Below are 18173 nucleotides of genomic sequence, written 5' to 3'. Positions count from 1 at the left end.
CCAAGACAAATAATCTCATCGCACCTGGCCTCGATCGCCTTGAGTAACGACGAACTTGGTTGCGAGATAGATCACGACCAAAAACGGAATCTGTCGCAGCACAACAGCTGTGGCACTAATCGCTGTCGAAGTGAACATCATGTAGAAGGCCTGGTTGAAGGCAAACATGATCGCGACAGACTGGCTTCCCAAGAGCCGGATGAGCAGCTTGAGCTCGATGAAGAAGATTAGAAAGTTGATGACCGTAAAAGCGAACAAGACGAGATACCCGCCCATAGCAAAGAACTCACCCGCCGCGGTGATTAGCGGATGACCAACAATTCCGGCAGGCCGAAGACCGGTTCGCCATGTAAGGCGATCTCCAAAATTCTGATCTTTATCTTGACCAAAGGACGGCAGCAGCGTGAGAAGCGTATTAGAGATTTCGCCCCAATCAACTGTATCCGGCTCCGGCAAGACCCCCACTACTGCGTCCATCTGCGGCAAGAGCGTTGCACGCTCACTAATGCCACTTCGTCCCTCGAACATCGCGATTCGATAGTTGGAATATGGGCTGACGTAACTCTCTAGAGCCTCACGAATGTAAGTATCCGACGTCCCCAGAGGAGCAAGAAGGAACGAGGCCGAAAAAATACCTCCAACCACGAAATTCAAAAGCTCTGCAGGCCTCTCTCGCCCAACGAAAATTCTGGCATAGAGAAAGATGTCCGAAAAGCGAGCGAAGTAAACAGAACCAACTGCAGCCAAGAGTATACGTGGAGGCGAAAACGGATAAATCGAGGTCCGGAGATAAATCAGCACGAATGTAAAGCACAATTCAAACATCAACGCTCGACGGTTATCGACAACAGAAACAATGAGACAAAGCGCAACACCGGCAAGCAAGAGTGGATCGGCGAACCGAAAGCGTCCTCGTTCAAAACGAAGATAGAGGCCCAGCCAATACAGCTGCGTAAATGCAGCCGAGATAGCATACCAAAACGACTCTGATCCGAAGACAACTCGCGCTGGGATAAATAGAAGCCCTAAGTAGCACAGCGCGTGTGATACACGGCTCGAAGCCGGAGTACGCACAGCTGAGGAGGGAATAGGCACATGCCCCGACAATAGACGCGCGCAGATGCATCCACATAGATAGACCACAGTGATCAGCGAGGACCGTATCGGATCGATCAAATATCTGTCTGGTGGGACTTGATGCAGCACCGCGTACATCAAAAGCGAATAAGAGAAGAGCCAAAATGAATGCGTCGCGACAAAGAGGGTTAGAGAGTGGTCTTTGCATAAAGCGAAATAGACAACGACCATACAAAACAGTGCAGCGTGAAGTCCTACGAATTCCCAAGAACACCCACTCAACAGCGAAAAAGCGAGCAACACTGGATACGGAAATAGAGCGACAAGAAGAATTCGTCGGAAACGATAATCGAGCAAATCGGTGGTCGCAGAGGGCCTGCCAACCAGCAACATTTCAGGCTCGCGAAACATGCATAGCTCCGATCATATCACGAACGTCTGCTGAGCTATCACGCCATTCTGCTCGGAACGTTACCAGGCTCAATGAGCAGCAGCTACCCACCCCGCAGTACACTTCTCGACTTATCGAACAGGACGAATACGCTAGCCCCCAAAGTTGCAAGGCTCGCGGCGAGGACAAGGCTCGCGACTCCGGTTACTCCCAAAGTAGCGCCGAATACGTACGAAAGCGATACGGTTGCGATCGCGAACAAAGCGTAGCTTCCTGCAATAGGCCCGACTTTATTCGCAGCAGATTGCATTGAAATGATGCTGCTAAAAAGCATCTCGGCGCAGCCAGCGGCAACCAAAATCGAAAAGAGGCCCGGTTCGAAAGGGATCTTTCCTTTTGAGATAATCCGCAGAAACATTTCTCCAAGCATCATGACCAGAGCCAGATAAACGACAAGGGAGAAAAGAATAAGTCCCATATGCTCTTTAAAGAGCCGAAGGACGCCTGAGTTGCGCCCAATCGCGTACGAGTAGTAAGGCACGAATGAATTGTTTACCGTGTTGGCCAATTGGGTACCAAGCCGGGTTATCACCCTAATGGTATTGAAGGCAGCTGCCCCCGAAGGGCCAGAGAAGGAAGAGACAGCCAGCGTTGTTCCCTGAATTGCAATCGATTGAGCAACAGGCATCATCGCGTAACCGATCGAAGGACCCAGCAGGGACTTGATTCGGGTCCTGCTCACGAGTAGGGCACCAGGCCGCATCATTGGATACCGATATAATACGGCGATCCAAATCCCCACGGATAACAGCACTCGTGAGCAAGCCCAGGCGGCGGCTGCAGCAGCAAGCGATCCGCCCAATCTGGCCACTATCACCACAGCTAATATCTCACTTCCGCGACCAATCGCTGAAAGTGAACTTTCTAAGGCGGGCCGCCCCATAGCGCGGATGATCGTGGCCGAGAAGAGAAATGCTTGATAGAAAACAATCTGAACGAGCCCTAAACAGAGCACAACCTTCGCACTGTGCTCAGTGATACTGGAGCCAAGTGAAAGGATTCGCGTCCAATCTAACGCGAAGATGGCGGCGATGTATGCCAATCCAAATAGCACAATCATAACGATTGCGATCGCGAGCACGCTAGATAGCGTCTGCCTGGCACCACTAAGGTCACCTCTCGACACGCGCATGGCCATGTCAGATTTCGCGGAGATGCTCAATCCAAAGTCCGACAATCCCGCGTAAGTTGGCACAGCAGTAAGTACAATCCATGTTCCGAAGCCGGCCAGCCCCCAAGATGCAATTAGGATCGGCACCACCGCAATCTGCGAAAACACAACAACGGCCTGGTTGGCCAGATTCGCGAGCATCGTCGCCCCAAGCCGATCGGCAATAGAAGAGACTCTACTCGGCAAACTTTTAATCAAGTCGTCAAAGCTCAAGAACCAACATCCTTATTTCGACGCGACCGGCATGCTCCGGCTCGTACATCGCCGACACACGAATCCCTAGATTTTGAGACCGTGACGCTCTTCCATCATGGCCTTGAACGCAGCTACGCCATTCGATCTAATGAATGCTTTGGCCTCAGTTATTCGTATATCTACCAACAGTCTGTACCAAAGGCCTTGCATCAGATGAAACACTAGCCCCAATGTCCCGTCGAGAAATCCGAACCTCAAGAAATATCGATAGAAGAAATACCAGAAGGCGCGATAGAACAGAGGCAGTCGTGCATAGAAAGACTTCTTCGCAACCCGCTTTACTTTCGCTTCAGTCGAAAGATTGATTGAAGACGGCTCGTCAAAGAACTCGTGCTCCGAATTAAGGGTATCGATCATCTCACGAGATGCGTACCGATTGTGCTTATCGACCCAAAAGGCGAAACCCTTGAGGTTGTCGTCCGTTAGAATTCCCTGAAGCGTTGAAGTGCTTCCCTCGAATAAGATGGTATGCTCATCCATCCATCTGTTTTCCACCGCCCCCTTATCTCTTCTCCAGATTTTGAGTAGGCTCTGAGGGGACACACCGCCACCAAAGCGGATCGTTTTTCCGAGAAATGTAATCCGACGCTCTACAATGAAACCATTGATCTCCGGCCGCGCCGTCGGCAAGTTGGTGCTGATTTGGCGCCCCAATTCCGCGTCGATAAACTCATCTGCATCAATGCGCATTACCCACTCGGTCGTTATCGCACAGTTCTCGAGCCCCCAATTAAACTGGGTCGCATAATTCTTAAAGGGATGGCGATACACATCCGCTCCGCATCGCGTCGCACTCTCAACGGTTCCATCCGTAGATCCAGAATCGACCACTACGATTCTCTCTACATGCGCCCTTAAGCTACCAATGCAACGCTCGATATGAAGCTCTTCGTTATAGGTCAGAATGATCGCGGTTACGGAAGCTGGCATGTGGAGCGTCACTTTTGCGAACCAGAAGCACCGCCCTTGCTATTCACGAGCGACTGATATTCGTACTCTAGCTTAGATGCGATAGTCGACCAGTCATAGTTTTGTCTCGTAAAGTCGCGCGCGTTCTGCGAAAGCGCACCCCGCCGCTCGGCGCTCGAGAGCACTTCCCCGAGCGCATCGACCAGATCCTCAACCTTCGTATCAATCACAGCCGCTGCACCAGCTGCAGCTACCTCCGGCCAGCTGTTCACTCGATTTGAAATAACGCATGGCGTACCGCATGCCAAAGCCTCGAATAGCGCGTTGGCAAAATTCTCCGAGTATGAGGGCAATGCGAACACGTCGGCGTCCGCCAGCGCCTCGAATTTCTCTGGCGCCCCGAGGAAGCCGGTCACTGTACAGTCTTCCGCGATATCGTGTGCCTCTATCAGGGCCCGAACGGCCGATAAATGACCATCGTCATTGCCGGCTATCACGAGGTGAACGTCCGGAATCGATTTTCTTAGAGTCGCAAATGCGGGGATGAGAATTTCGAATCCCTTCTTGTAGTTAATTCTGCCCAGAAAGAGCACCAGCTTCTTCGAACCTGCTTTGCCCAATGTCTTCCGGAAACGACCTTTCTGAGACAATCTCTCTATTCCGGCGACGTCCAGACCATTTGGCACAACTATGCTCTTCCGAGCGTACGTACGAGGCTGCGAAATTTCCATCTCGACCTCGGTCGTAAAGTGAAACGCGGAAGCGTTTCGCAAGACTCGATTGTGAACGAGCCGGTCAAAAACCGCTTTTTTGAGGACCTTGCGACTCAGATGGTATGGATCAAGCGCTCCAGCCGGCCGCACAATGTACGGCACTCCGTGCCTTAAGGCGAGCTTTGCGGCCAGGACTGTGGGATAGAGGTAGAGCCCGTGAATGTGGACGACATCCGAAGCTGGAATGAGCGGCTTCAATTCCCGCGCCAAACCCGGAGCATACGCATACGGCGAGAATTTCTCCTTTACTACGCGAACCGAGACATTATCGAGCCAACGCAGATCCGGAACGCCCGCTCGATCAGTTGTGACGAGATGAACGTCATGCCCGCGATCCGCTAGGGCCTTTGTGAGATTCATTGCAACAAACGTCGGCCCACCGTGAAGCGGGGCGAGCGAAGGGATAACATGGACTATCTTCATTTGACTGCCCGTCTAGGTTCGAGCCGAACAAGCTCCGCAATACATCGGGCTTTGCTCAACGCTCTGCGCTTTATCAATTGATATATCCAACATTCCGACCAAAGTACTTCGCCTCTTCCGGCAGCTCGCCCACCTTCCTCGCGGGCACACCGCCGTAAATGCAGTAGCTTTCGGTGAACTTCTCCGTAAGGACACCTCCGGCCGCCAAGACTGAGTAATCGGGCAGTTCGGCCCCCTTTACCAAAATTGAACGACTGCCCACGAAGCAGTATTTGCCGATGCGGATCGGCTTCGCCGTCTGTCGAGCAATATTTAAGTCGATGGAATGCGTGATGAACTGGGAGTTCCAGCCAGCCACTGTCGAAAATTTTCCTATGACGACGCTATCTGAGCAATCCAAGAGATGCCGATGAGTTATCGCGGCATGCTCTTCGATGAGCAGTGCCGATCGGCGTCCACTGCCATCAGCTGATGAAGGAAATCCGGTTATCCAGTTCAGATTTCCGATACGGCTGTTTGTGCTGAGACGGAGTTCGTCCAAACCACGTATAACGGTAAGATGCCCTATGCGACTGCGGTCCTTGAGGACAACTTTTTTTGCCAGAACGATCGAAAAGCCGACACTGGATTGAGGATCGAGGTCGTAGCCGAAGCAAGCTTGCAAGACCAGTCGGCGCAGCCGCCACGGAAGGACTAGCAGCAGAAGGGCAAGGACGATTTTCATGATCTTCGATACTTCATCATGGACGCGATTACCCTACGAACCGATTGAGCGAACGTTGGAAACGAATATCTCGTTAGAAGCTCCTCTCGCGGCAGCGCGGATTGTGACGGATCATACCCATCGATGGCGCTGAGAATGCGCTGTGCATCGCGACCATCAAGCTCCATTACCGCGTTCACATTCGGCCCGAAGACTTCTTTAAAGAATGGATTGTTCGGCGTGATCACGCATTTCTCAAAGAATATCGCTTCCAATATTGGAATGCAGAATCCCTCGTGTGCGCTCGCCGTAATCACGCAAGAACAGTTTTCGTATAACCATCTTAGTTCGGCCTCTGTAACGTCATTCACGCACGTTATTCGATCTGGTAGCAGCTCTTCAAATTGCCTCTTGTTGCGTTCCGACGTGAATCCCGCGAACACCAACTTATATTCGCTTTTCCAGAGAGCATCGGATCTCCAGACATCCACCAAAAGGGCTTTTCGCTTCCGTCCGGCGTCTGACCCCACATAGAGCGCAAATTTCTCCAACTCAGTTATCTGGCGTGGCGGCATAGCCTTCTGATGAGTCAGCCGAGAAATGTCTACTGGGCAACCAATCACCTCGATATGACAACTGACCCCCAACTCTCGCAGTTCCTGACTTAGTGGCCCCGGATTGGCGAGGACCGCCTGCGATTTACGGAGAGAAAGAACGATCAACCGCTGCAGCATCGCTCCCAATCTTCCAACGCTGCGATCATAGTCTGGGATCTGGCCCAAACCACCGCGGATCGCAATGCTATCGTGAACCATTACAACGAGCTTCTTGGGAATAACAAGGAAGCCGGAGGGACCATTCGAATGGTCACCTATAATTATCGCATCGAACTTCAGTTGCCAGAAAAACAGGATGATAGGCAGAAGAACGAACTGGTCGAGGTAAAAGCAGTACTTGCTGATGCGGGACGAACTCGTCAGCCGCGTCAGGAATATAGCAGGCGCTTGGGAGCGCTTGACCACTGCGAATTCCTCAAGCGCATCGGCTAACCAACGAGAGTACAACCGCATGCTCGTTTGTCGCGCCAGCCTGTGTGGACCGACCACTAGGACGCGCGGCTTGCGTGTAACGGCAAGAGTGCCACTCTTTGCGGCGGAGGCTGAGGCGGAACGGTGCATTTTAAGTCGGAGGGTTTGACGGTGACTTACTTCTGAACGATGGAGTATCGAAAAAATTTCACGCCACGCATCGCTCCCAAAATCGTATCAACCCTGCTATAGCCTCGAACGACAACATCATTGCAATGATCACCATTGAAGTAACATACCTTTGCACGAATGATGCGCGAGCAATTGTTCTTAAGGCTAACAACGTGATCGAGCATATCGGGGTTAACCACTTCGGCCCGAGCCGCGGCCTCAATGTCTAGACACGGGCGCCCCAGTGCATCCCGCACGATGGGTGCCCCCCCTTGGTCAGCCGCGCCTTGCATCGTCAACCGGGATGCTGAACTCGCGTCACTGGATTGAGCCCTGACGGGCAATAGACAAGCCTGAAGAAGAGCAAATGTCACGAAAAACCGGCGCCAAACGCAAATTTCAGCGAGCGATTTCATCTCCAGGGCCTGTCATCAATCTCAACACCGGGTATCCTAAGCTTCACACGATCAGTAGCAAGCCGCTTGGCTAACCTTTCCCGGCTAATCAGGTCGACCTGCTCGAGGCCCGCGGCCAAACGCTCGCGAAAGGCCCATCCCACCGTCATCACATTGAGCGCAGCATCGTCAATGAAATCAGAATCGACCATTGCGGAAAATTCCGAAATCACACGCTTTTGCAGGACGCCAGGGAGGAAGGGAAACGCGGCTAACACCTCTCTGTTACGACGAAGTGCGATCCAGCCCTCATATGGACCAGTTGTATAAGATTGATCCAGGTAAGCGACATCGCTTGAACTCAATCCATTCTGCGAAATGTTAATCGAATAGAGCATCAGCCAGAGAAACGAGTCGCTTGGACTCATAAGTAGCGACGTCCTGAGTTGCATCTGAGCAATCTCGATCTCGCGGCCCCCATCCTCTGAAGCGCTCTTCTGATTGACTTCTTCGGCCGTACGCAGCGCAATCAACGCCATGGCTCTCAACAACTCGGGCTGCTGGATGAAGTGTTTCGACGCTTGCTGAGCACGAGTAAGTAGGCCCACCAGCAAACCACGCTTGAAGCGATCGTCAGCGATGATCCGCATGGCTATCTGCCGTGCCTGCAAACTCTGCTGAAGCGACGGCAGGACAGTTGCGGCCCAAAGGACAGCAACAGCGCCCATCAAAGGCATGACGCACAAAGATATTCGCCATCCCCGGCGGTGGCTATTCCACATACCCATAACGAGCGTAGTATTTCTGATAGTAATAGCGACCGTGATACGATTCGTAGCGCGCGAGGAGTCTCGTATCCGCCTTGTTTAGGACGACCCCGAGCAGCTTGTTCTGAACCTCCGGCGCGTTGCGAAGATTGTGTTTGACCACATCCATCTTCGTTTTGCCCCATTCGACTACGAACAGATAAGAGTCAACAAATGGCGACGTGACGCGGACGTCGACGACCGGCGCCATCGGCGGCATATCAATTACAACGTAGTCGAATCTCTCGCGTAACAAGCTAATAACAGTATGCATAGCTTTGGAGGCCAGAATTTCGTTCGTGTGTACTAGCTTTGAGATATGGGTCACGCCTGCGGGCAGGATGGCCAGCTTCGTTTCGGGATCGATGGTTAGTGCGTCCTCGAGCTGGACCTTCTGCGCCACGACATCCAGCAAACCCGTGGCAGCCTTTGGCACCAAAGCGCGTGAAAGCGACGGATTTCGTAGATCGGCATCGACCAAAATGACGCGCGCCCCGCTATGCGCAATGAGCTGTGCCAGATTAGTTGAAATTGTGCTCTTCCCCTCGTTCGGCAACGTAGAGGTTACTGCGACCACACGGTTCTCACGCACGATGGAACTCAGATCCACCGCCACCTTTATAGAACGCACGGCTTCCGTGAAACGAGACAGTGGGTTATCGACAATATAGCGCAAGAGATCCGGTTGATAGATATCCTTACGATTTGGCAACCAGCTGCCACCGGCCGGTGACGCTCGTCGTCCATTCGACAGGGCCGGCAGGATTGCAATGCAACTCGCTCCCAATGCCTCCTCGACTTGCCCGGTTGTCCTGAATGCTCTGTCGCCAAATTCTCGCGCGATTGCAACGCCGAAACTTACTAGCAGGCCGCCCAGCACGCTGACCAAAAGAACGATGAGCGTCTTGGGAGAACTCTTCGTTAATGGGGTTGTCGCCGCGCTAATCACGCGCGCTTCGGTAATAGGAAAAGATTGCTGCTGCACGGATTCCATGTAGCGCTGAAGAAAGTTGTCATACATGGCCTGATAGGACTGCGCGTTACTCTCAAGCTCGCGCAACTGGACTTGTGCCTGATTGGTCAGTTGGGATTGCGAGACAACGCTATTGAGGCTGGTTTTGATCGCTTCCTCGCGCGTGACCGCGATGTCGTGCTCGCTCTTGTAAGACTCTTGGATGCGTCTGAGTTCGTCTTGGATGTTCCTCTTGATCTCCGCCATTTGCTTGCGCAGATTGACCGCAGCGAGGTGGTCCGATCCGTACTTGGCCGACCAAATCGATTCCTTGGAGGCCATGTCGACATATTGCCCGCGCAGCTTGACGATGGTGTCGTTCTTCAGCGCGTCGGTGACGTTGGCGTCCGGAACGTCCTGCTTGAGGATGTCGTTGATGCGGTCCATCCGGGCCTTGGCCTCCGCGGTCGACGCATGCGCCATCACCAGCTGGCTGTTCACCTCGGCGAGCTGCTGCTCGTTCATCAGCCGCCCGCCGCTATCGACGATGTTGTTGGCGATCTTGAAATCGACCACCGCCTTCTGCGCGGCGGAGGCCTGGGTGCGCAGCTCCTTGATGCGGTCCTGCAGCCAGACACTGGCGCGACGCGTCGCCTGATATTTCGCCTCAAGCTGATCGACGATGTAGGCGTCAGCGATCGAATTGGCGATCTTGGCTGCCTTCTGAGGGTCCTTTGAGGTAAAGCCGATCTCCATGACGTAAGTCATACCTAGTCGCTTAATCGTGCGGCTTTTCTCAAATCGTTCGAGCGCCTTGCGAGTCAGCTCAAATTCCGATGGGGACGGCCCGCTCGAGATCAAACTGGATACGAACTGAATCAAAGAGCCTAATGCCCCACCACCGCCGCCCGTGAATTCTGGATCGTCGATGAGATGCAGATCACGAGTTACCGCGAGGCTGATATTCTCGGATTTTAGGATTTCAACCTGCGTTTCTACCGTCGGCGAGTCGACAGCGATGTCGCTCAGCATAGATTGTTGCTGAAAAAGCTGCACCTTACGCGTATCGATCACCATCGAAGCGGTCGAGGTGAATTGCGGTGCGGCGGTGAAGAGATAGAGCAGCGCCAGGATAACGCAGGCCGACACGATTGCGACCATGGTCGGGAACTGGCGGCGGACTATGTCGACATAGGAAGTCAGCGTCTGCGCCTGGGAGCCGTCGGCCTCGGCGAAATCACGGTTGATTTCCGAGGTCGGCTTGTTCACCTGCAACATCTAGCAATTCCTGAAAATGGATCGATGTGTCGTTTAAGGATGACGTTCGCCACAAGCCCACCTGCGCCCCGGAGGAAACCCGATGCCAAGCCCGCGCTGCGTGCAAGACTAGCACAATCCTGTCTGCAATTGAACGTGGTTGATGCAGCGCACAGCGCCGCTTACGCGAGACTTTGCATGAAGCTTAACGACGCAAAAGCAGAGCAGCGCTCGATGGCGCCGCTGCCCTGATGTCTCATGGGCCGGCTCCGATCAGCGCGGGCTGACGCTGTTCGTGCTGCCGCTGACGCCACCGCTGCCCCCGTTGGGAGCGCTATTCCCGGTCGTGTTGTTACCGAACACGACGATTCCGCCGCCACCGCCGCCGGTCGGGAAGCCGTTGCCGGTTGGACCGCCTGCGCCGGTGCCGCCGCCCGCGCCGCCGCCGGTCGCGGCGATCGCGACGTCGCCGGTCGCAGCCTGGTAGGCCGCGATCACGTCGGGATTGCCGGTGCCGGCGATCGCCGCCTGGATTTCATTGGCGTAGGCCTGATCCTGCTGCGCGGCCATGCGGGCGACCTGGGCGAGGCCGGCGACGATCGCGCGCATCTGCTCGGTGGTCGTCGCGGGATCCTTCAGCAGCGCGATCAGGCTCGGGAGCGTGGTCGGATCGGAGGCGCCGAGATCGCGCGCGCGCGATATCAGCTGCGGACCGCCGGTCGGATATTGCTGCAACAGACTGTTTGGAGAAGCCTTGAACTCTGAAATGACTGTGGCCGGCAGCTGGCGCTGCGGCGGGTAAATGGCGGCGCTGGCGGCTGAGGTGATCGTCGCGGCGAGGGCCGCGGCCGCAGCCATGCGAAGCGCAGTCTTGATAACGCTCATAAATCAACCTCCAAAAAATCAGCTGCCCCGATGTGCTTCCTCGGCCCGGGCAAATGGCTGTGCAGTGCAGGAAACTTATCCGAAGAGAAAAGGGCTGTCCATTTATTCTAAAGACTTCGTAAACGACGCAACTGCTTCAAATCTAGACACTTTTGTGAAGCTGGGGCGTTCGCCGCAGGGTTGTGTCCGCAGTTGTCGGAGGGCCCTCGCCTCGCCGACTGGCAGAGACTGCATCCGCTGGGATGCGGCCCTCTTTGGTGCGGAAGGATTGCGCCAGGCCCGCGCCGAAAAGCGCAAAGAATGGAATGCTGTAGCCGGGCACCTGGAGCGTGAAATCAAGGCAGGAATGCAACAGCGACAGCGTCGCGGTCGCCGCCGCGGACAGTGGGATAATGACATCGCGTCGGCGTCCGAACACGCCCCGCGCCAACACGAGCAGCATCACCGCCCAGCCCAGCGACACCAGGAGCGCCATGGGAATGCCCACCTCGGAGGCAAGCTCCAGCGGGGTCGAATGCGCGGCATCCCAGACGCCACGAATCGAGATGTTGGGGCTGCGGTACGGCGGGAAGGCCCATTGGAAGGTGCCCATGCCGGTGCCGAACCAGGGATTGTCGCCGATGATCCGCAATGTGGATTTCCAGGCCTCGATGCGGCCCTCGTCGACGAGGCCCTGGCTGTCGAACCGGCTGGAGACGCGGCCACCGAACAGCTGCAATAGGCCAAGCGCAATCGTTACGCCGGCACCCAGCGCAATCCAGATGCCGGTTCGTGGCGGCAAATCCTTTCTGAGAAAAATTGTCGTCGAGACGATCATCGCCAGCAGCGACAGGCCGACACCGGCGCGCGAGCCAGTCATGAACATCGCCATCAGGCACATCAGCAGGCAGCCAAGCTGCGGCAGGATCTCTTTTGGCGGGATCGCGCGCACATCGAGCGACAGGCGCCGCCACTCGATATGACGCTCGGGAAGGCGGCGGCGGACATCCTCCAAGATCAGCAGCATCCAGATCACCGCGCAGGAGCCGAAATAGGCCGCCGCCGTGTTGCGGTTGATGAAGGTGCCGGTGACGCTGCCGAGATAGGCGGTCTTGTCCCGCCAGAGGATCATGGTGGGCTCGATCAGGAACGAGAGTACGCCGTAGAGGGCATAGAGCGCGCCCGAGATCGCGATCACCCACAGCAACCGGCGTGCGCGCTCGCGATCGGCACCGACGGTGATGCCAAGGATGATGGCGAGGATGTTGGCGAGCGGCGCGCCGAGCGCGAAGAACGCCTCGTTCTTCACGATCGAAGCGGACGGGGCAATCGGCACGCCGAGCAGATCCGAGGCCTGCTTCCAGATCGGCTGGAAAGGCGCGACCCACGGATGGTCGGAGAGCTGCTCGTGCAGCACGAATGCATAACCGGCGACGATCACGCCGATGCCGGCGAGCAGCCAAAGACGTGACGCCCGCAGATCGCGCGTCGGCGCGAAGATCACCGCCATTCCGAGACACAGGCACCAGAACGCGATCGACAGATCATTGGTCGAGCCGAACGGGAACGGCGCGGCGGCGGCCACGAAGAACAGGATGAAGGTCGCAGGCAAGCTCCACGACCAACGAATCCTGGACCAGTCTATGTTGGGAGGCCAAAGGCGCATTGTCGTTCTTGCGAGCTCTGTTCGAGCCTATGGGAAGCAATCGATCGGATAGATCTTCAGATCCACGTTCAGGCGGCTGTTCCGGGTCTGCGCCCGGAAGGCGTAGAATAGCCCAAAGCTATCACTCCCCTGATCGAGTTTTATTCCGGGGGTTAATTCGTCGGGCGGGACCAGGACGCCGATGTGCCGGTTGATCGCGGAAATCTCAATCCGTCCCTCGCCTTCCGCAAAATGCCCGCCGAGCTGGGTCACGGTGACTTTCGGCAACCCGCGGCGCTGATGGCAGACGTCCTCCTCCCACAGCTTGGTCTGTTGGACCAGCGGTATGCCCGGACCATCGGGAACAACGACATTCGGGAACGACGGGCGCAGCATCCCGAAGAACTTGCTCTCCCTGGAGTTCGCCGACAGCCGAACCGTGAACGAAAGCTCGCCCCTGGCCCCCTTGAGGCGCGAGAAGATCGGGGCATCCGGCTCGGCGGAGATCATCACGTCGATGCGATGGCGGACGCCCAGCTCTGCGGCAGCGCCGACAGCCGTCCCGACCGGTGCAAACCCGAAGGCGGGCGGGACGAGAGCGAGAAGACGCCAGAATGTTCGAAAGCCCATGAAGCCCCTTGCAACACTGCGCGGTGCCCGATGACCGGCGTGCCGTGCTCAGCGGCGCCTTGATCCTATTCCGAACTCGTAGCCGCAGCAGAACCGCTTCGATCTAAACGAAAGTGGCACCGGGACAAAGCCCCGGTGCCACTACCTTTGGTCGATCAAGCCCGCGTCTTACGGCGCCAGCTTGATGTTGTTGCGGAGGATCAGCGCATCGTTGGTGAGGTTCACGGCATCGCCGCCCGTCGCCATGATCACCCGCAGGTAATTCAGGAACTTGGCAACTTCGACGTTGCGCGAGTTCGAGACGTAGATGATGTCCTGATTCTTCATCATGACCTTGGTGGCGAGGAAGAAGCCGCCGGGGTCGCGGAAGTTGACGTTGAAGATGACCGGGATCGTTTCTGACGTGTACTTGCTCACGTCGATGCCGAGTTGGGCAGCGACCTCACGTGGCTCGCGGCGATAGAGATACACGGAAGCTGGATCGGCCTGACCGTCGAGCAGACCACCAGCCTTGCCGACGGCTTCGCCGAGATTGATGCGCCAGGCATCGAAGTTGAACTCGCCGCTCTGACCGCTGGCGCCGAACGCCAGGAACTTCTGCTGCTCGCGATAGACGTAGATGCTGTCGTCCGGGCGCACATAGACGTTGTTCTCGGGCGCCATCACGAGATTTTCGAACGGCACAGTGGCCCGCCGTCCGCCACGCTCCAGCATGACCCAGGTCTCGAAGCCCTGGCCCTTGATGCCGCCGGCGCGGGTGATCGCGTCGAGCACCTTGTCCTTGGCGCCCGCCGCGCTCGCCGGATAACGCGCCGGCGAATTGACTTCGCCGAGCACGCTGATGAGCTGGGTCCGCTGCGAGGACATCGAAACCACCGCCTGCGGCTCGATGGCGCGGTTGCCGATCTTCTCGACGATCGCGCGCTGGATTTGGACTGCCGTCAGGCCCGCGGCCTTGATCTGGCCGGCATAAGGCACCGTGATGAAGCCATCATTGTCGACCGACTGATCCGGGATCGTCACATAGTTGCCCGGGCGGACGCCGGCTTCCGCCGGGATGAACAGACCGCCTGCCGCGGCTTCGAAGATGGTGACACTGACGACGTCGCCGATGCCAAATACGATGCTGGCCGGCGGCCGCTTGTCGGTGAACACGCCGGCGAGCCCCTTGGGCTCGTGGGTGTGCAGGATCTTCACCGTGGCCGGATTGAGCGGCACCAGTTCGTAGGCCGGCGCGTTTTCGGTTTGGATCTTGTTGTTGACGTCGTCCGTCAGCGGACCCGAGCCGGGATTGGTCGAACAGGCTCCGAGCGCCAAAGCGGCTGCCAGAAACGCTGGCTTCAAAACATAGATCTTGGAAATAGATGACATGAATCGCGCCCGTGGGTCCCCAGTTGACGTAAATTGGTACGGCCTAGGGGGTGGTGCGACAAGGGTTCCCGGTGGTTAACGGAGCAATCGGTCGGCTACTGTGGCGTGCCGGCCACTCTTTGGGGCTTGGTTTAACCCTTTGTGACCATTTGTTGTATTTCGTGTGCCCGGTTGCCCAGCAAACCGCCCAACTCAAGGGCTCCGTGTGTCGAGCTCGAGGCTTCTTGGCCTCGAGCCCGTCTGCTAAGAGCTGGAACCATTAAGATAGGACTCCCTGTGCCTGGCCTCCTTCTGTTCGCGTTCCTGGCAGGATCGCTTCTTGGCGGCGCCGACCGCCTGTTGGAGCGGGCCGCTTCCTGCGCTGGCGCGCGATCTTCGTGCCAGGGCGCAGCCATCGTTGCGGTGGCCACCCCAGCCCCCTCCTCCGTCTGGAAGTTCAGCCGCACGCAAGGGGCCAAGGACGGCGAAAGCTTCGCGGCCATCACCAAGACCGCGGATACGACCCAATCTGACCCGGACTTCGCCGGCCTGATCGTCCGCTGTGCGCCAAAAGGCAAGATCGACGTGCTGGTGGCCTTGATCCGGCCCTTCCCGCCGCGGAGCCGTCCCAAGGTCACCATTGCCGCGAGCGGCGGCGGCACCTTGACCTTTGACGCCAGCATGGCCGCCGCAGGGGCGGCGGTGCTGTTGCCCGATGAGGTCTCGGCCTTTGCCGCCGGCAAATGGCAGACGACGCCCTCGCTGTCCGTGGTGGTCAGGGAAAGCGACAGCGAGATCAAGGGTACGGTGGCGCTGAACGGCTTGCGGGAGGCCTATCATTCGCTGCTGGCAAATTGCAGCCAATAGGCCAAATTTAGCCATACAGCTTAAGGGTCTTTTTAAGGTCGGGAACCTAGGGTCCGAGGCACGGAGAGTGTTTCGGATGACCGCCTTTTTGATTTTCAGCTTTCTCGTGGGTGCCGTGCTGGGCCAACGCTTTCGCGTGCTGGTGCTGCTGCCACTGACCTTCGTCATGGTGCTCGCCGCCATCCCGGTCGGCTGGATGCTCGATCTCACGGTGCTCGACAGCCTGAAAGGCGTGGCGTTCGCAGCCATCGCCCTCCAGGGCGGCTATCTCTTCGGGTCAGGGGCGCGCTTTGGCCTTGCCGCCGCGCGTGCCGGCCGCGTCTTCGCTCGGCCGATCAAGGCCACCCGCTGATCGCGCTGATCAACCCTGCGACGAGCTCGCGCCTACCGCGCGGCTCACGGTCGAGCTGTTGGTCCGACGGAGACCTCTGTTTGAAAACCAATCGACGACTTGTATGGTGACCTGACCGTTTCAGGATTCCGTTCGAGCGCGCCGTTTGTCCCTCGCTTATTTTGCCCTCATCGTTTCAATCGTCTCAGCATCCGCTCTCGAAATCGCCGGCGCCAAGGTCGGCGCGCAGCTCGGGATGATGGCCGCAGCGCTGAGCTTGCTCGCGGCCGCTTCAGCTGCGCGCAAGGCCGATTACGAACACTATGTGCGCGCACTGGCCTGGGGTCGGTGGATTCTGATCGCGATTCCCCTTTGCATCGCTGTCCAGCTTGCCCCGCTTCCGCTGAGCTTGGCGCACCCGATCTGGCCGAGCACCCGTGAGGCCCTGGGCGGCCTGCCCATTGGGTCGATCTCTGCCGATGTCGGCCTGACGCTGAATGCGCTGTTCCAGGCGCTTGCGGCGATCGCGTTGCTCGGTGTCACCATCCTGGTGGTCCGCGACCGTGGCCGCGCCGAGCTGGTCCTCTTCGTCCTCGCTGGTGTCACTGCAGTGTCCGCCTTGACCTTGGATCTGCATCGGCTGTCGCCAACCGTCGCCGAGGCCACCGCAACGTCCGAGCTGGCAACAACCCTGGCCGGCTTCGGCCTCATCTTGAACCTGGCGGTCATGCAGCTCGCGGCCGAACGCGCCGAGACGCGTCATTCGCTGCTTCGCTCGATCGTGCTTGGTCTTTTGGGCCTGGTGGGCGCACTGGTCAGCGCGCTCGCGATCTTCGGCCTGTCCGGCACGAACAGCGCGATCGCAGCAAGCTTCGGCATCGTGCTGATCCTGCTGATCCTCGTCATCCGCAGGCTCGACCTGTCGCCATTGGCAGCCGGCGCGCTCTCGCTGGCAGCTCTGATCGGCGCGGCGATCGTCCTGACCTTTCTCTTTGAGAAGAGCTCCGGACCGGTCCTCTTGCGGCTGGTCCCGGAGATGGGGACCGAGACGAAGGCCGCCCTCGAGCGGATGCTGGCCGACACGCGCTGGTTCGGCGCCGGCGCCGGGACCTTTGCCGCGGTGGGCAGGATCTATCAGAGCGACGCTGGAGCTATTTTGACGGCGCCCTCCACGGCGACGGCCATCTTTGCAGAGATGGGATGGATCGGCTTGGCTGCCATGATCGCGGTGAGCCTGATCGCTCTGGTGCGCCTGTTCTTCGGCGCTTTGCAGCGCGGCCGCGACTCGTTCTTCCCCGCGGCAGCGGCGGCCTGCGCTCTCTTTGCGCTGGTTCAGAGCTTCGCGGGCCCCGGATTGCTGCGGCCCGCAGCAATCCTGTGTCTTTCGGTGATCGTGGGATTGGGGCTGTCGCAGAGCGTCAGCCAATCCTCATCACGCTAGAGCGCCGGGCATCAGACCGAGCGATCGCCCAGTGAGGCCCAGTAGTTCGGGTTCTTGGGCGACTGAATGCGAACCCAGCGATAGGGCTTCTTCGACCAGGGCATGATGTGGCCGGAGAGATTGTCCAGCACGAGATCGCCGGCGAAGGTGCGGACCACGACCACGAGATGATGCTCGCCCCAGGTGGTCACGACCTCGCTGAGCAGCACCGAGCGCGCCGGAAAGCCCTTGGCGATCAATTCGTGGCGTTTTGTCACAGCGTAATCGTTGCAGTCGCCGCTCGCCGGATGCAGCAGCCATTTCTCGCCGCGCAGCCCTTCCAGATTGGCCTCGGGACGGATCGCGGTATTGACGCGCTGGTTGACCTCCTGCATTTGCGCCAGCCGCTCGGCCGTGAGCTTCAGACGGCCGCCCCTGAACACGATCTGCTGCGGCCGCGGCTTGCATTCGTCCTTGTACTTCAAGCAGAAGATGGTGAAGGCCATCGGCGCCAGCGTCGGCTGGTCGAACTTGATGTACTGGATGGCACCGCGCAGCCCCAAGGGCGCACCGACGAAAGCGGCTTCAGCGCGCTGCTGCACCCCCGCAGCAACGACGATTGCGGCCACGGCCGCCAGGAACTTTACAACTTTGCGCATGTCGCGCTCCCCGTTCTTGTTGAGGAGACGCTACGC

General features: G+C 57.6%; 16 protein-coding genes. 3 read left to right on the top strand and 13 right to left on the bottom strand.

Going from position 1 to position 18173, the window contains the following annotated elements; all coding sequences use genetic code 11:
* Window positions 1-15: 15 nt before the first annotated feature.
* The 12 genes from IVA79_RS15245 to IVA79_RS15190 all read right to left on the bottom strand — a co-directional run bounded on the left by IVA79_RS15245 (window position 16) and on the right by IVA79_RS15190 (window position 14881).
* A complete protein-coding gene (locus tag IVA79_RS15245; RefSeq protein ID WP_247554011.1) occupies window positions 16-1488 on the bottom strand; it encodes a hypothetical protein in 1473 nt (490 codons plus the stop codon).
* Between the two features lie 83 nt (window positions 1489-1571).
* Window positions 1572-2912: a hypothetical protein gene (locus IVA79_RS15240; RefSeq protein WP_247554010.1), complete on the bottom strand. Its 1341-nt coding sequence runs from the start codon at window positions 2910-2912 to the stop codon at window positions 1572-1574.
* A 66-nt stretch (window positions 2913-2978) separates the two neighbouring features.
* A complete protein-coding gene (locus IVA79_RS15235; protein ID WP_247554009.1) occupies window positions 2979-3884 on the bottom strand; it encodes a glycosyltransferase family 2 protein in 906 nt (301 codons plus the stop codon).
* Window positions 3885-3892: 8 nt separating this feature from the next.
* Window positions 3893-5059 (bottom strand): glycosyltransferase, encoded by a 1167-nt coding sequence (locus IVA79_RS15230; protein WP_256465624.1) that lies wholly within the window; start codon window positions 5057-5059, stop codon window positions 3893-3895.
* A gap of 73 nt (window positions 5060-5132) precedes the next feature.
* A complete protein-coding gene (locus IVA79_RS15225; protein ID WP_247554007.1) occupies window positions 5133-5783 on the bottom strand; it encodes a DapH/DapD/GlmU-related protein in 651 nt (216 codons plus the stop codon).
* Window positions 5780-6784, bottom strand: coding sequence for a glycosyltransferase (locus IVA79_RS36955; RefSeq protein WP_247554006.1), 1005 nt, complete (start codon window positions 6782-6784; stop codon window positions 5780-5782). The genes IVA79_RS15225 and IVA79_RS36955 overlap by 4 nt, the downstream gene beginning before the upstream one ends.
* Before the next feature lie 589 nt (window positions 6785-7373).
* Entirely contained in the window at window positions 7374-8006 is a 633-nt protein-coding gene (locus IVA79_RS15215; RefSeq protein WP_247554005.1) for a hypothetical protein, read from the bottom strand.
* 121 nt (window positions 8007-8127) lie between these two features.
* Window positions 8128-10392 (bottom strand): polysaccharide biosynthesis tyrosine autokinase, encoded by a 2265-nt coding sequence (locus IVA79_RS15210; RefSeq protein ID WP_247554004.1) that lies wholly within the window; start codon window positions 10390-10392, stop codon window positions 8128-8130.
* A gap of 252 nt (window positions 10393-10644) precedes the next feature.
* Window positions 10645-11256 carry a hypothetical protein gene (locus IVA79_RS15205; RefSeq protein WP_247554002.1) on the bottom strand — a complete coding sequence of 204 codons (612 nt, stop codon included), beginning with the start codon at window positions 11254-11256 and terminating at the stop codon, window positions 10645-10647.
* Window positions 11257-11398: 142 nt separating this feature from the next.
* Window positions 11399-12847 (bottom strand): O-antigen ligase family protein, encoded by a 1449-nt coding sequence (locus IVA79_RS15200; RefSeq protein ID WP_247554000.1) that lies wholly within the window; start codon window positions 12845-12847, stop codon window positions 11399-11401.
* Between the two features lie 81 nt (window positions 12848-12928).
* A complete protein-coding gene (locus IVA79_RS15195) occupies window positions 12929-13390 on the bottom strand; it encodes a hypothetical protein (RefSeq protein WP_247553998.1) in 462 nt (153 codons plus the stop codon).
* A 288-nt stretch (window positions 13391-13678) separates the two neighbouring features.
* Window positions 13679-14881, bottom strand: coding sequence for a polysaccharide biosynthesis/export family protein (locus IVA79_RS15190; protein WP_247553996.1), 1203 nt, complete (start codon window positions 14879-14881; stop codon window positions 13679-13681).
* Window positions 14882-15157: 276 nt separating this feature from the next.
* Here IVA79_RS15190 and IVA79_RS15185 point away from each other — a divergent pair, with 276 nt between their 5' ends.
* The 3 genes from IVA79_RS15185 to IVA79_RS15175 all read left to right on the top strand — a co-directional run bounded on the left by IVA79_RS15185 (window position 15158) and on the right by IVA79_RS15175 (window position 17499).
* Window positions 15158-15727, top strand: coding sequence for a hypothetical protein (locus IVA79_RS15185; RefSeq protein WP_247553994.1), 570 nt, complete (start codon window positions 15158-15160; stop codon window positions 15725-15727).
* Window positions 15728-15803: 76 nt separating this feature from the next.
* Window positions 15804-16079 (top strand): hypothetical protein, encoded by a 276-nt coding sequence (locus tag IVA79_RS15180; RefSeq protein WP_247553992.1) that lies wholly within the window; start codon window positions 15804-15806, stop codon window positions 16077-16079.
* Window positions 16080-16314: 235 nt separating this feature from the next.
* Window positions 16315-17499: a hypothetical protein gene (locus IVA79_RS15175; protein WP_247553990.1), complete on the top strand. Its 1185-nt coding sequence runs from the start codon at window positions 16315-16317 to the stop codon at window positions 17497-17499.
* Between the two features lie 11 nt (window positions 17500-17510).
* On the opposite strand, the gene IVA79_RS15170 is transcribed toward IVA79_RS15175, so the two are convergent.
* Entirely contained in the window at window positions 17511-18137 is a 627-nt protein-coding gene (locus tag IVA79_RS15170; RefSeq protein ID WP_247553988.1) for a transglutaminase-like cysteine peptidase, read from the bottom strand.
* Between the last annotated feature and the right edge of the window lie 36 nt (window positions 18138-18173).

The sequence above is a fragment of the Bradyrhizobium sp. 138 genome (assembly GCF_023074075.1).
GTDB lineage: Bacteria > Pseudomonadota > Alphaproteobacteria > Rhizobiales > Xanthobacteraceae > Bradyrhizobium.
This window is presented reverse-complemented; position numbering and strand designations above follow the sequence as displayed.